This window comes from Novipirellula herctigrandis, from assembly GCA_007859835.1.
In the GTDB taxonomy this organism is placed as follows: domain Bacteria; phylum Planctomycetota; class Planctomycetia; order Pirellulales; family Pirellulaceae; genus Novipirellula_A; species Novipirellula_A herctigrandis.
In genome coordinates this window covers 6,930,250-6,945,097 of record SJPJ01000001.1, presented here as the reverse complement: position 1 = coordinate 6,945,097, position 14,848 = coordinate 6,930,250, and the positions used below count along the sequence as shown (strand labels likewise).

Sequence of the window (14,848 nt, the reverse complement as noted above, 5' to 3'; positions counted from 1 at the left end):
GCCCCGATCAAAGCAAGTGCTTTGCTTTGATATCCAAGTACTGATTCACGAGCGGGGCGGTCAATTCGTCGGGAAACGCGTCGACAACCAAAACGCCACGGTGTTCCAAATCCTTCAGTACTTGGTGACGCCAAAGCAAAATGTCCGCTGCCGCAGCGGATCGATACATTTGAAAACTCTCTTCCGACGGCGAATCCGCTGCCTCAAACATTTCGCGGTCGCGTAGCAATACGCCGAGCGGCAAATGATGACCGCTCAAATTCGCCAAGTAATCAACCACTGCGGACGCGTTGACTTCATCAATAACGTTGGTCGTCAATACGACCAACGATCTCCGTTTGCAGTGCGTCGACAAATACAGGAAAGCTTGGTCGTAGCGTGATTCCACCAGCCGTGGAAATTGGTCAAAGCCAGCCTGAATCAAACGATTCATTTGGCTACTGCCACCACGCGGTGGAATGTAAGCGTGAATGGTATCCGAAAAACAAAGCATCCCCACGGCATCGCCCTGATGAAGCGCAACATAGGACATCATCAATACGGAATTGAGCGCGTGATCTAGCAGCGAATAACCATCCCGCTCGTTGGTCATCATACGTCCACAATCAAGCAGGAAGATCACTCGCTGACTTTGGTCACTTTGAAATTGACGTACGGTCAACTTTCGTCGACGAGCCGTGCTTCGCCAATCAATATGCCGATAATTGTCATCGCGGCTGTAATCACGGAGCCGTTCGAAATCGCTGTCCTGGCCGATACGTCGCGTCCGCCGCACTCCAATCAGACTCAGCCGATTCGTACGCGCCAACAGCGCATAGTCGGACATCTGCTTCATGTCGGGGTAGACATTCAATTTATCGTAAACGGACAGTCGAAGTTGCCGTTTCCAAAGCCGCAGCGGACTAGCAAAGTCTAGATAAACAAACTCTAGCTCAAACGCACCGCGACGTCCCGGTGTCAGTTTTCGGTGTGCCGTAATCTGTCCCCGTGGCGAAAGCCTCAGCGAATGCTGTTCGGGGGTCGCCGTGAAATGATCGGGAAGGTCATCACATGCCTGCCCCACCAGTGTCAGCAACGTATCATTTTCGATCGTCAACTCGCTGTCGACAGGAACCCCAAGCGAGCAGGTACGCGGCAGACTGCGCGAAGCGGTAATGCCGCGATTAGTCGATAGATAGAGAAGCAAGAAATCGACGACCGCGACCGTTAATGTCAAACCATCGAGCGCCCAAACCAAAATGATCGCCGCAGGAACGAACACCGCAACAAGGCTAAAAACGACCGCCAAGCCAAGCAATCCGATCCACCACCGAGTTGGATAAATTTTGCCTCGCCAAGCAGCGATCACAAGCGGCAAAGCGACCAATCCCAGCAGCAGCCAAGGCAATTGCGTCAGCCACTGGAATTCTTGTTTCGCAACTTGGGATATCGCATCATTCACAGCGGGTGGCGTCTAACCCCTTTGATCAATCGGAACGAACGTGCGTTCCGTGGCACCAGTGTAGATTTGGCGTGGACGGTTGATCCGAGTAGCAGGATTGTTGTGCATTTCGATCCAGTGAGAGATCCACCCCGGCAACCTTCCGATCGCAAACAGAACCGTAAACATCTGAATCGGAATCCCCAACGCTCGGTAAATCACCCCCGAATAGAAGTCAACGTTCGGATACAACTTCTTCTCGATGAAGTAATCATCACGAAGTGCTACGTCGGCTAGCTCTTGAGCTACTTCGAAAAGCGGGTCATCCAAGTTCAATTTCTTCAGCAGTTTGTCACAACTTGCCTTGATAATCGTTGCTCGTGGATCAAAGCTCTTGTAAACGCGATGCCCAAAGCCCATCAAACGGTAGTCGTCGTCCTTGTCCTTTGCTCTTTCGACATACTTTTTCACATTTCCGCCATCCCTAACAATTTCGTCAAGCATGTTGACGCAAGCTTCATTCGCCCCGCCATGAAGCGGTCCCCACAAGGCGCTGATCCCCGCAGAAATCGCTGCGAACAAATTCGTGTTACTACTGCCTACCATTCGTACGGTCGAAGTGCTGCAATTTTGCTCGTGATCTGCATGGACAATCAACAAAAGCCTCAACGCATCGGTGAAATCCGGGTCAACGATGTAGTCACGCGCCGGAGTCGCGAACATCATATGCAAGAAGTTTTCACAGTAACCCAAATCATTATTTGGGTACATAAACGGTTGGCCAACTGATTTTTTGTAGCTGTATGATGCAATCGTTGGCAACTTAGCAAGCAAACGATAAAGCGATATTTCGACTTGTTTCGGGTCGTTCGGATCAAGCGAATCTTGATAGAACATCGCCAATGCACCGACCACGCTGCTAAGAATGGACATCGGATGCGCATCACGCGGGAATCCGCTGTAAAATGACTTCATGTCCTCGTGAATCATGGTATGGTCGCGAATTCCAGCGCGGAATTCAGCTGCTTGTGCGGCGGTTGGCAATTCGCCGTAGATCAACAAGTAAGACGTTTCGATAAAGTCGCAGTTCGCCGCAAGTTGTTCAATCGGATAGCCACGGTATCGCAAAATCCCATTTTCACCATCCAAGAACGTGATCGCACTGCGAGTGCTACCGGTATTCACGAAACCTTCATCAAGCGTGATCAGTTTGGATTGAGCACGCAATTGGCTAATGTCGACCCCACGTTCGCCTTCGGTCCCTTCGACCACTGGAAGCGAGAGATCAAGCCCATCGTAAACTAACTTGGCATCACCCTTATTTTGGACGTCTAATTTCAAAGGATTGCTCGAGGTGCTCATTCGCGATTCCGGTCTGAAGAGGATAGATGTCAGAAGTCCGCGGCACGCTGCATTCTTGGTGCAGACAAAACGGGTGCAGTCGAAAAGAGTGCCGCGAGTAAATTTTGATATAGCTTGCAATAGTGTAGCTAGGCGGCAACAACTCGACAATCACGCGATTAACCGACTTTTTGGTCTTTCTCGTTATCACGACGGATTCGCATCGAATCGATCTTCCGGCTGCTGGCTTTCAAAATTTCAATTTCTGAATCGCCAAGCGTCAAACGGTGACCAGCCTCAGGGATCACCCCGGAATGAAACAAAACGTAGCCGGCAACCGTTTCGTAATCGTCACTCTCAGGCAAATTCCATCCGAGCAATTCGTTCAGATCATCGATCATCAAACGCCCATCCACTTCGACGGTATCATCGTCGATAACCTTTAACCCGATTTCCTCTTCTTCGTCGGACTCGTCGACAATCTCACCCACAATTTCCTCAAGTGCATCTTCGATCGTGACGACGCCTGCCGTTTGCTGAAACTCGTCGAGCACAATCGCCATGTGACTTCGACTATGTAGAAATTCGCGAAGCAAAATCTCTACCGAGCGATCTACGGGCACGAACCAACTGCGCCGCATGATCTCGGTGATCGGTTGGTCTGGCTCGCCGTCTTTCTGTAAGTAGGGAAGCAAGTCTTTTACATATAGAATTCCGACTACATTATCGAGAGTCCCTTCATAGACAGGCAGACGTGTTCGCCCTGCTTCGACGATCGTTTTGAGAATTTCTTCCCAACTCCATGCAACATCGAGCGCATCGACATCCCCACGCGGCGTCATGATATGACCAACCGTGTCTTCGTGAAGCGTCATCACGCCCTGAATCATCTCGCGAACGCCTGGCCCAAAAAAACCTTCGCGTTCTCCTGCGGTGACAATTGTTCGAATTTCATCTTCGAGTTGCTCTTCCTCTTCGTCCTCGTGTTCTTGCTTCCCCGCCAACCGTCGGGTGATCACTTCCACCAATTCGCCGGGTCCCGAAAGCGGCAACATCAAAATCGACAAGCTTCGCCAAAACGGCCACGTGTGATATAGCACTTGGGTCGACGCAAACCGCGTCACTGCTGCAGGAATCCAAATGTGAATCAACATCATCGACAACCCTGCACCGACACCCCAAATCGCCAAGTCGGTTCCTTTGGGCTGCACCTCTGCAGCGAACAGTCCGGCAGTGCCCCCGATCAAAAACAGTGTCGTGCCAATCATCCGTAAGTATTCGCTGCCGCGGATCGTAGCGTCTTGATGATCAATCACCGCCCCGAATCGTTCGCGATCTTTATTGAGCCGACAGTAGGCTTCGAGGGAGCGTCCCGCAAAACGGTCAAGTAGTTCGCCACCAAGGCCGCCGATACTGCTAAGGATGAAACCACAACCAGACAGAACCCACCAGAAAAGAAAAGGCGTCATTTTGTGGATCCCCCCTTTTCTCGGGCACGTGTCCGAAAGGAATCCGAGCCACTGGTATCAGGACCAAATTGCACGGCCACATCGACACCCAACTTTCGCATCACTTCGCGTTCCGCCACTCGCATTTCCTGTCTTTCTCGGGGTGTTTGATCATCCATTTCGGTGATATGTAGCGTTCCATGAACGACGTAAAGCAACAGTTCATATTCAAGGGACCAACTCAATTGATCGGCAAAACGCGAAGCCGTTTCGATACTGACGACCAACTCCCCTTCGATTCGCGGAGGCTCAGCTAGGTAGGCGAAACTAATCACGTCGGTTTCATAATCATGATCTAAATGCCGACGGTTAATCTCGCGAATGGCTACATCGTTGGTAACACGCACACCGATTTCGCCTTGGCGGTAACCTCGATGCGCAGCCGCTTGTTGAACCGCAACGCGAATTCGCCCTACCGAACACGACGCCGGTAAAGGGTCGTCCGCGATCACTTCGACAGAAAGTTCACTCTCGGAAGAATGATTAGGCGGATTGTTGTCCAGGGTATTTGACACGTGCGTGATAGATTGCAGTAAGAGACTTCACAAGACTAGTGCGAACTCGGTCTAATTGACGGAAAGTTAATCCGCATTCATCAAATTGCCCATCCGCCATCTTCTTCTGGGAAATCGTATCAACAAGACCTTGAATTCGTGAGGGCGTCGGATCGACCAGCGTACGGCTGGCACTTTCGACCGTATCGGCCAACATCATTACGGCCGCTTCAAGCGTTTGCGGCTTGGGACCAGGATAACGAAAATCTTTGTCGCTGACCGATTCCCCGTTGGGGTCTTCTTCGCTGCGGCGTGCCGCTTCACGATAGAAATATTCGACCAGCGTCGTGCCGTGATGTTGCAAAATAAAGTCGACAATCGATTCGGGCAAATGGTGACTACGCGCCAAATCGGCTCCATCTTTCACATGCGCGATAATCACGAGAGTACTCATCGCCGGTTGCAGCGAATCGTGTTGATTGACTCCCGCAATTTGGTTTTCGATAAAGTACTCTGGTTTGAACATTTTGCCGATATCGTGGAAATAGGCTCCCACGCGAACCAGCAGCCCGTTGGCACCGATCGCATCGGCTGCCGCTTCGGCGATCGACGCCACGTTGATCGAATGGTTGTAGGTTCCCGGTGCACGTTGGGCCAACCGCCTCAATAGCGGATGGCTGGCGTCACCCAGCTCTAACAAGCTCAAATCCGTCTGTACGCCGAAGGCTTTTTCGACCAACGGCAGCAGTCCGGTCATCGCCGCCGCAGAGACCAGGATGCAAAGACCGGCCCAAAGCGATTCACGTCCAAGGCCCAAAACGACGGTTTCAAATTGCGGTCCGCTATAAGCCTGCTCGATTTCGCTCCCTAAATCACTTGCCGACAAAGTTTGTCCCGTGACAACGCCAACACCGATTACCGTCACCGCCGTAATCGCAGCCGAAATGGCACCGACGTACAACAAATGCGTGCGAGTGCGAATGCGGCCTAACAACAACATGCAACTGGTGCTTGCAGCCAACAACATGACCAACTCCGAGATACTTGCTCCCAAGAAAAGGGTCACGCTCAAACAAACCGCTGCCATCAACAACAGCGACAACTCGCGCCCATAGACGACTGCGGCAACCGTCGATGCGAGAACCAAAGGAATCAACTCACTTCGCCATTCATCGCGTGCGGCGTAGTAACACAGAACCACGGTGGCAACAATGAGCACCAACATTTTGGCTAACTTGTTGCGATCTAAAACTAACGAGCGATCTTCGACAAAAAAGATGTACGATCCGCACAACAAGTAAAGAGCCGCCATCATGCCGGCATAGGCCAAGAAACGAGCAATTTTATCTCGCCACCCCATCCTCGTGACAAACTCGCGCGCTTCCACACGTAACAGCGCCAACTCTTTTTCTGCCAGCGGTTTGCCAGCATCGGCCAACTTTGAATCGCCGGAGTAGTACGTTGTCATCACAGGGTCGACTCGCGCGGCGGCTGCCGATCTCGCTTTTTCACTCAACTCATCGTCATACTGCAATGTTTCGTATTTTGGCAATTCGCCTACGATCCAATCGCTGATCATATGCGCCACCGAATCTTTTGGGTCGAGGTCGTTATCAAAACGCAACCGAAAATACTCGTGGACGAGTCCTTGCAGTTCGGTGGAAGCCTGTGCAATCCGAACCTTGCTCGCTTCGACTGGCACCGCGTCATCCGGTTGCCCCGCCAAATAAACCATGATGACCCGTTGGTTCCCTTGTTCGGGCGAATGCTGCATCGAACGAAGCAAACCATGTTCATAGATTGGCTTCATTGCAAGTGAGATCGCTTCGTCCACTTTGACCAATTCGGGATCACTCGCCAAAACCGATTTCAGAAGTGCAAAGCGTTCATCCGGAGTATCGCCGGTTTCGGCCGCGTCGCCCTCGGCTACAGTGCCAGTGCCAGTGCCAGTGCCAGAGTAGAACTGTGCAAAGGCACTCCGCTCATCTTGGTTCATCTGCTCGTATGATTCCGCCCCGAGCACCAAGAAGAGTTGGTCTTTGAGGATCGCCCGCAATTGATCGAGCGACTTGCTGCGATTACGATAGAGCACGGGTTCTTCACGTCGCTTTTGACGGCGCACCGCATCCGTTTCTAACTCGTCCGGAACTTGGAAGGTCACTCGGGTGATCAGGTCACGTGAGAGAATCTCTCCTTTGCGATAAGCAAATGGCGGCTTCCACGATTGGCACAACACCAACATCAGAAACGCCGCCATCACCGCCATGGCGACTCGCAGTGAAAAATCTCCTTTGTCGCCTTGCTCCCACCACTGGATGAAACGCGGCTTGGGGATTCCAAGCGACTCGATGCGTTCGGCGCGGGTCCGTGGTTTGTTGGTAGTGCTACTCATCGCGATGAGTATCGTATGCTTTGACGATTCGCCTGACCAACCGATGTCGTACGATATCGGATTCCCGAAGATGGACCGAGCCAATCCCTTCAATTTTGCCGAGACGATGCATCGCGTCCTTCAAACCGCTGGTGATTCCTCGCGGTAGGTCTTGTTGTGACGTATCACCACTGACCACCATTTTACTTTGCTCGCCCATTCGGGTGAGAAACATTTTCATTTGGGCTACCGTCGTATTCTGGGCTTCATCCAAAATAATAAACGCATCGTTAAGTGTTCGGCCACGCATATACGCCAACGGAATCACCTCGATTACATCCTGCTCCATTAAGGTCCGAGCTTGATCGTAATCAATCATTTCGCCTAACGCATCCATCAACGGCCGCAGGTACGGGTTAAGTTTGGCACGCAAATCCCCCGGAAGGAACCCCAAACTCTCTCCCGCCTCGACTGCTGGACGCACGAGCACTATTTTTCGGACTAAACCAGCACGCAGTGCTTCAACGGCCATCGCAACTGCTAAATAGGTCTTTCCGCTTCCGGCTGGCCCCGAGGCGAAGGTCAAATCGTGGCGTCGAATGGTATCAACATAATTCGCCTGTCCCGGCGTTCGCGGCTTGATTCGACGCCCAGCATGCTGGATATCGATCTCGTCGCCGCCGATTCGCGGGATAGCTCCTTCGACAATCGCTCCGTATTCCGTCGCCACACCGTCGACGTCGTCGATGCTGAGCGTCCCTTTCTTCAGAGAAATTTGCCGCATTTTTTCGAGGGCACGCGTCGCCTGCTGGACACGTTCTTCCTCACCTGCGATCCGAATTTTGCCGTCTCGCTGCGTGATACTGACATCAAACAGACGTTTGAGTTTGCGCACATGCTGATCGCGAGGCCCAAAAAGGGCCAAGATTTCATCCGCATTGGCGATCGCTAGAGTCGCTTCGGTCATTCAAATTCCTGTTGGATTCGCTCAAAAAAGGAGGCCCAACAACCGTCGCCCAGGCGGCGGGACCTCTACAAACATGCTCTGACGAGCGTTGCTACTTTCTTTTCTGACGATCTTTCTTATTACATTCCGAAAGGGTGAAAATACAAAGACTTTTCACTCTCGTCGCCGAGACGCAAAAGCCGCAAACTACCTACATCATTGGTCCTGCAACGCCAAAGGCAAAGCACAAATACGCCGGCATCACTGCTGCGATCAACGAATCCGTCACATCCCAAACTCCACCGAGCCCTGGCAGCCAATTGCCACTGTCTTTTGCCGCAGCATCACGCTTGACCAAAGATTCCGCTAAATCGCCGAGCATTCCGGACACTGCCAACATCGGACCGAGCACCAAGGCTCTCCAAAAAGGCGGTACCCCCATCGCTGCAGCGTCCGCAGGAGCCGTAGCTGCCATGAACGATGGAAAAATCCAAGCCAGAAATACAAACGCAACGATCGTACTGGTTAGGACTCCACCCAACGCCCCTTCGATGGTCTTACCTGGGCTGAGCCGCGGAATCAATTTGTGTCGCCCGATCGCCCGACCAACAAAATAGGCTCCGGCGTCAGATGACTTTGTCACCGCGATCGTGGTCAACAGGGCAAGCAACCCCCAATTCCCGCTACCCATCCCTCGCAGCGAAACGAGCATCGCCATTGGCAGCCCGACGTAAAGCGACACGAATACGGCCGATGAGGTGCGGTCGATTGCGGAACCATTTTGGTGTTTTTTTTGGGCAGATTCTTGATCGGAATTTGGGCTCCGATCTTCTTGCGAATCCTGATCGGAGTTCTTCGTCAGGTCCGCGCCGTGAAAGACAGCCATTTCGCGTCCGATTGCAATCATCACTGCAACGATGGCACCAATGACGATCCAGCCTAGGTTCCCAATCACAACATTCCCAACCGACGTCCGACCGGAAACCGACCAAAACAGCGGCACCCCCGCAGATATCGTCACCGTCGCCGTAGCGGCCAACGTTGTCGATCGTGAAATCGACCGACCACTCGCTTTCACGAGTCCCGACAAATCCCATGCCGTCCCGAGGGCAAAGAACAACAACACGGGCAACAACCACAAGCCTTCGCCACCAGAGAACGAATGCTTCGCATCCAAATAAACGAGCGCTCCGATGAGTACGATCAAAACGGCGGAAGTCTTTAGGCGATCAATTAACACGCGAAATTACTCATTAACACTAAGGCCACCGAATCGACGTTGACGCACTGAGAACTCAGCAATCGCGGCAAGAAAATTCTCTCGCGAAAATTCGGGCCAACACGTTTCGGTCACCCAAAATTCCGCATAGCTCAATTGCCACAGCAAGAAATTACTCACTCGCATATCGCCCCCGGTACGGATCATCAAATCAACTTCGGGTAGCCCAGCGGTATAGAGCCTTTCGGTGATGGATGCTTCGCAAATTTCAGATTCGGTGATCGAACCTTCGGCCACTTCGCGAGCTAATTCCCGAGCGACTTTCGTGAGCTCGTCTCGGCCACCATAGTCAATCGCCAACACCAACTGAGTGCCGGGATTGTCTTTGGACATCTCAAGCGTCTTGTCCATTTCGGCAATCACCCCATTCGGTAACCGGTCTCGCCGCCCAATCACCTTAAGCCTCAGTCCCTGATCCATGATCGTGCGGCGTTCTTCAACCAGATACTGCTCGAGCAAATGCATCAAGAAGTCGAGTTCCTGCTTGGGTCGTTTCCAATTTTCGCTCGAAAGGCAATACAGCGTAACGGCCTCGATCCCAAGTTCCGTTGCCGTTTCGCTGATCATTCGCACGGTCGAAACGCCGCGTCGGTGACCTTCGATCCGTGGCAATCCACGCGACTGGGCCCAACGACCGTTTCCGTCCATGATAATCGCAATGTGTCGGGGACGATTCGCGATAGGAGTCTCGGTCATCGGCTCAGCCAACAGGTTGCAGTTGCAAAACCGAAGCAGCTTCGGTGAAAATCGTTTGTGCTCGATCGGGCCCCACCGACAACACACCTACGGGAACGCCAACCAATTCTTCGATTCGGCGAACGTAAGCCAGTGCTTTTTCAGGAAATTCTTCCACGCTGCGAACGTGATCCACTGGCTCGTTCCATCCCGAAATCGTTTCATAGATCGGCTTGCAGCGTCGAAGCTCATCGGCGTGACCTGGGAAACGCGTGATTTGTTTTCCATCAAGTTCGTAAGCCACACATACTTTCAGTTCATCCAAGTGGGCCAACACGTCCATCATCATCAGCGACAAACGCGTCACGCCACTCAATCGAGCGGTATAGCGAACGGCAACCGCGTCAAACCATCCACATCGTCGAGGACGCCCGGTCGTGGTGCCATATTCATTTCCAAGTTCGCGAATCCGGTCGCCCGTGGCATCACTTAATTCCGTGACAAACGGACCGCCACCAACGCGAGTGCTGTAAGCTTTGCAGACCCCCAGCACGTGGTCGATCCACTTCGGCGGCACACCCGCGCCAGCACACACCCCGACACCGCTGCTGTTGCTACTGGTGACAAACGGATACGTCCCGTGGTCGATATCCAACAGAGCTCCCTGAGCTCCTTCGAAAAGAATCCGTTTGTTTTGCTCTGCGGCATCAAGCAACAAATCAGTCGTATCGCCGATCATGCCTGACAATCGCTCGGCCCAGGCCGCAACCATCGGGATAACAACTTCAGGTGCGATCCGTTGCAATTCTTCTTCGGATGCCCCAAGGTTTTTGAGCAGTTCCATTTTCTGCAACGCAACCGTTCGGATGCGATCGTCGCGATGGGCTTGAACCAAGTCGGTCATTCGAATCGCGTGTGTCCGTCCGACTTTGTCGCGGTAACACGGGCCAATTCCTCGATTCGTCGTCCCAATCGATTCGCCGCGAACTTCGGTCGCGTTAATTTGACGATCTTCGGCCATATGCCAAGGCATGACCAAGTGAGCCCGTTCGCTGATCAACAGGTTTTCTTCGCACTTTACGCCACGAGGTGCCAATGCATCGATTTCGTCGAGCATCGTAGCCGGGTTAAGCACGACACCAGGAGTGATCAGATTTTGGACGCGAGGGTGCAAAATCCCGCTGGGGATATGATGCAATTTGTAAGTTTCATCTCCTGCGACGACCGTATGCCCCGCATTCGCACCACCTTGGTAGCGAACAACTAGGTCAAATTGGGGTGCGAGCAAGTCGACTAACTTACCCTTTGCTTCGTCGCCCCACTGCAATCCAATGACACAAGTACCCGACACCAAACAAACTCCCATAAAATGATTTTTCTCGGGGATTCGCCCCGAAGGCGCAAACGGAAAAGCGTAAGCTGCTGTGCCGATACTGGCAAGAGCCTGACGGGATTGGATTTTGGGAGGGGATGTGGGCAATCGAAGCCGCAAATTTCCGCATTTGGGGCCTTGGACGGCCAGTCGAACTAATACCGGGCTGTGGAAGAGGCTTCCGATTTGCTTCGCTCGCCTTCACTCCGCTCGCTTGATTCGCGAAACAAATCGGCAATGACGTCCTCGAGAGGCGGATCTTCGACCGAAACGTCCTCAATCGGATTATCGCGAAGCGTTTCGGCCAACACACGCGGCACGTCCGCCCGGCTGACACGCACCCGGACTTTGGGCCAATTCTCGTCGAGCACTTCGCCAAATGCCGCCAACGAAGGGCGATGACCATCGGCAAATTGAAGCGTAATGATCTTCGAGCCTGAAAATTTGTCGATAATTCCCGCCAAGGAGCCGTCGTATTCAATACGGCCCCCGGCGACAATCACGACACGCTTGCACAAAGCAGCGACATCTTTCATGTAGTGGCTGGTCAGCAGGATCGTGATTTTGCGTTTTTCTTGGTAATACCGTAAGAACTTCTGGATGTTGTGTTGAGCGATCACGTCCAGCCCGATCGTTGGCTCATCCAAAAACAACACTTCGGGGCTGTGCAGCATCGCGGCGATCAATTCCATCTTCATCCGTTCACCGAGCGATAGCTCACGGACCGGTTGGCTAAGCAAGCGCGTAACGTCAAGCAAATCCGACAATTCGTTTAGGGTCGCTTGGGCCTGTTCCCGATCGAGTCCGTAAATTTGTTGATGCAGCCGGTAGGACTCCTGGGCAGGCAAATCCCACCAGAGCTGATTTTTTTGGCCCATCACTAACGCAAAACGGCGACGATACTCGTTTTTTCGCTGCCAAGGCACGAATCCCATCACCTCCGCAGTGCCGCTGGTCGGGTTGATGACGCCGCTTAGCAATTTCAGTGTGGTTGTTTTACCAGCCCCATTGGGGCCCAGAAATGCAACGAACTCACCCTGTTCGACGTTCAAGTCGATCCCTCGCACCGCCTCGACTTCGCTGTATTCGCGATGGAACAATCCGCGGATGCTGTCCGCCAATCCCTCGCGTTTCTTGTAAACGCGATAAGACTTGGTTAGGTTGCGGACTTCGATAATCGACATAGAACCGTTTACTTGGGCTGAATGGACCTGAGCTGGGGTGTCCAGCGTGAATGGGTCTCCCGATCGAATCGGTATCCCGCTTATTGGAATATTGGTCAGGGCACAATCGCGATGGTGTCGGTTATTTTAGCACCGATCGTCAAGCCCCCATGGTGAATTGCCTCCCTCTTACTGCTGAACATCGACCCTTTTTCAGAGCATCGAATGACTCCCTCCGTTCCCCCTTTTCGCATTGGCCTTGGTTACGATTCACACCGTCTTGGTAACGGAGGCCCGCTGCGCATCGGCGGGGTCGACGTTCCTGCGGAAGTCCATGCAATCGGCCATAGCGATGCTGATGTCGTGCTGCATGCCATCACCGATGCGTTGCTGGGGACCGTTTGCGAAGCAGACATTGGCCGATTGTTCCCAAATCATTCCGATGAAAACCGTGATCGCGACAGTTGCGATTTCGTTCACGAGGCACTTCGACGCGTTCGCCACCATTCGATGGATATCGTCAACATCGACTGCGTCATCTTGGCGGAACGTCCCAAGATGGCACCTCACATCGACGCCATGCGACATGCGATCGCCGAATTGCTTGACATCACCATTGATCGAGTCAGTGTCAAAGCCAAGACAGGTGAAGGCATCGGAGCGATCGGAAACGAAGCAGCCATCGCCAGCCACGTCGTTGTGTTGGTTCACGCGATTTAGCGATAAAGAAAAAAGAAGAACCAAATGCTTTGTCGGGCTCGGGGCTAACGCTTAAACAAAGGCCATGTGAGTCATCGGATCCATTAGAGGGCTCGCTGTGACGAATCCGCACCGAAGGCAATTCGGCACCGAGTCGCTCGCCAAATGCACGACCTCACCTCGCTTCACTGTCACCTAACGGGTCATGGAGCACGCCACTGTCCACACCGCGAAAACACAGCGAAAACACAGCGAAAACACAGCGAAAACACAGCGAAAACACAGCGTGAAGGGAAAGCGGCACCCGGATCAAAACCGCGATGGCTCACCAAATCTCGGCGTGCTCCAGGCAATGCAAAATAACGCTGATACGCGCAAGAGATACGGTGCCACCATGCTCCTACGTCGTCAAAGACGCCGCTGCCTTCATTAACGATTGGAACCTTCTTCGATCAGCAATTCCTCGACGATGTGACAATACGAATCGTAGCGCCGAGCATCAATCCGAGAATCGGCCACCGCGTTCTTGACCGCACAGGCGTCCTCGTTCAAATGCAAACAATCGGGATAGCGACACGCGCTGACGTAGGGACGCAAATCAGGCATCAAACCGGAAACCTCATTCGAGGCAATATCCCAAAGTTGAAATTGCCGGATTCCAGGCGTGTCAAACACCGCTCCGCCAACGGCCAACGGAATCAGCGTCGTCGCCGTCGTCGTATGCCGCCCTTTCTCGTTATCCAAGCTCACATTCGATACCGCTAAGCCAAGCCCCGGCTCAATCGCGTTAAGCAGACTGCTTTTCCCGACACCACTTTGTCCGGCCAATGCGGTCTGTTTTTCAGTAAGCAACGCATGAAGGTATTTGATGTTCACGCCCGTTTCGGCGCTCGTCATCAGCACTCGGTAGCCAAGTGATGCAAACACCCCGATCATGCTTTGTAGCGGCACGGGGTCGATAAGGTCCACTTTGTTGATCACCACCACGGGCTCAACACCACAGTGTTCGGCGGTCAGCAAAAAACGATCGATCAGTGCGGGCTTTAGTCCTGGCTGCGCGGCGCTCGTGATAATCAACAAGTAATCCACGTTGGCGGCAATCACATGTTGGCGTCCGCGACTGGTTCGGCTAATCACACCACCACGCGGTTCGATACTCTCGATCATACCATCGACCGGCGACTCGGCACGAAACCGAACACGATCTCCGGCAACGATGACATTTCGCTGTTCGATGTTCAGCGACTTGAGAACTTGGCGAACGGCGCATTCATAGAATTGACCGTTTTCACCGAGTACTTTGCTCTTCAAACCATGAACGCTGACCACGCGTCCTGGCAACAGCGACTCATCGGTGGCCGCACTCATTTCCGATCCGCTCTCTTCGAGAGTCTGGCTAGTGACGGTCCGCTTGCGAGTCAATTCGCCTTTGCCACTAACTCGTTCGGCGTTAACGATGTCAGCCAATTTTTCCTGATCACCGATCTGGAACGATCGCGTCATATCGCCCTTGCGAACGCGTCCCTGGTACTTCTTGCGAAAATCCGCTCGTTGCTTCGACCGTTTTTTTTTCGCCATAA

General features: G+C 52.9%; 12 protein-coding genes. 1 reads left to right on the top strand and 11 read right to left on the bottom strand.

Annotated features, from left to right (window positions below; translation table 11 throughout):
* Positions 1-7: 7 nt before the first annotated feature.
* The 10 genes from CA13_RS25335 to CA13_RS25290 all read right to left on the bottom strand — a co-directional run bounded on the left by CA13_RS25335 (position 8) and on the right by CA13_RS25290 (position 12,590).
* Positions 8-1,441 (bottom strand): DUF58 domain-containing protein, encoded by a 1,434-nt coding sequence (locus tag CA13_RS25335; RefSeq protein WP_146401446.1) that lies wholly within the window; start codon positions 1,439-1,441, stop codon positions 8-10.
* Positions 1,442-1,453: 12 nt separating this feature from the next.
* Positions 1,454-2,761, bottom strand: coding sequence for a citrate synthase (locus CA13_RS25330; RefSeq protein WP_419194801.1), 1,308 nt, complete (start codon positions 2,759-2,761; stop codon positions 1,454-1,456).
* A 179-nt stretch (positions 2,762-2,940) separates the two neighbouring features.
* The gene (locus tag CA13_RS25325; protein WP_146401442.1) at positions 2,941-4,230 is read right to left on the bottom strand and encodes a hemolysin family protein; all 1,290 of its coding nucleotides are present in this window, start codon (positions 4,228-4,230) and stop codon (positions 2,941-2,943) included.
* The gene (gene ybeY, locus CA13_RS25320) at positions 4,227-4,784 is read right to left on the bottom strand and encodes an rRNA maturation RNase YbeY (RefSeq protein ID WP_419194800.1); all 558 of its coding nucleotides are present in this window, start codon (positions 4,782-4,784) and stop codon (positions 4,227-4,229) included. Before ybeY ends, CA13_RS25325 begins: the two co-directional genes overlap by 4 nt.
* Entirely contained in the window at positions 4,753-7,155 is a 2,403-nt protein-coding gene (locus CA13_RS25315) for an HD family phosphohydrolase (protein WP_146401440.1), read from the bottom strand. Before CA13_RS25315 ends, ybeY begins: the two co-directional genes overlap by 32 nt.
* Positions 7,148-8,101, bottom strand: a complete 954-nt coding sequence (locus tag CA13_RS25310; protein WP_146401438.1) for a PhoH family protein — start codon at positions 8,099-8,101, stop codon at positions 7,148-7,150. Before CA13_RS25310 ends, CA13_RS25315 begins: the two co-directional genes overlap by 8 nt.
* 190 nt (positions 8,102-8,291) lie before the next feature.
* Positions 8,292-9,320 carry a phosphatidate cytidylyltransferase gene (locus CA13_RS25305; RefSeq protein ID WP_146401436.1) on the bottom strand — a complete coding sequence of 343 codons (1,029 nt, stop codon included), beginning with the start codon at positions 9,318-9,320 and terminating at the stop codon, positions 8,292-8,294.
* Between the two features lie 6 nt (positions 9,321-9,326).
* Positions 9,327-10,055: a polyprenyl diphosphate synthase gene (uppS, locus tag CA13_RS25300; protein WP_146401434.1), complete on the bottom strand. Its 729-nt coding sequence runs from the start codon at positions 10,053-10,055 to the stop codon at positions 9,327-9,329.
* A 4-nt stretch (positions 10,056-10,059) separates the two neighbouring features.
* Entirely contained in the window at positions 10,060-11,385 is a 1,326-nt protein-coding gene (locus tag CA13_RS25295; RefSeq protein WP_419194799.1) for an adenylosuccinate synthase, read from the bottom strand.
* A gap of 176 nt (positions 11,386-11,561) precedes the next feature.
* Positions 11,562-12,590, bottom strand: coding sequence for an ABC transporter ATP-binding protein (locus tag CA13_RS25290; RefSeq protein ID WP_146401432.1), 1,029 nt, complete (start codon positions 12,588-12,590; stop codon positions 11,562-11,564).
* Positions 12,591-12,794: 204 nt separating this feature from the next.
* Between CA13_RS25290 and ispF the strand changes: the two genes are divergently transcribed.
* Positions 12,795-13,289, top strand: coding sequence for a 2-C-methyl-D-erythritol 2,4-cyclodiphosphate synthase (gene ispF / locus CA13_RS25285; protein ID WP_146401430.1), 495 nt, complete (start codon positions 12,795-12,797; stop codon positions 13,287-13,289).
* A gap of 408 nt (positions 13,290-13,697) precedes the next feature.
* Here the strand turns inward: ispF and rsgA are convergent, their stop codons facing one another.
* Positions 13,698-14,846, bottom strand: coding sequence for a ribosome small subunit-dependent GTPase A (gene rsgA / locus CA13_RS25280; protein WP_146401428.1), 1,149 nt, complete (start codon positions 14,844-14,846; stop codon positions 13,698-13,700).
* Positions 14,847-14,848: the final 2 nt, after the last annotated feature.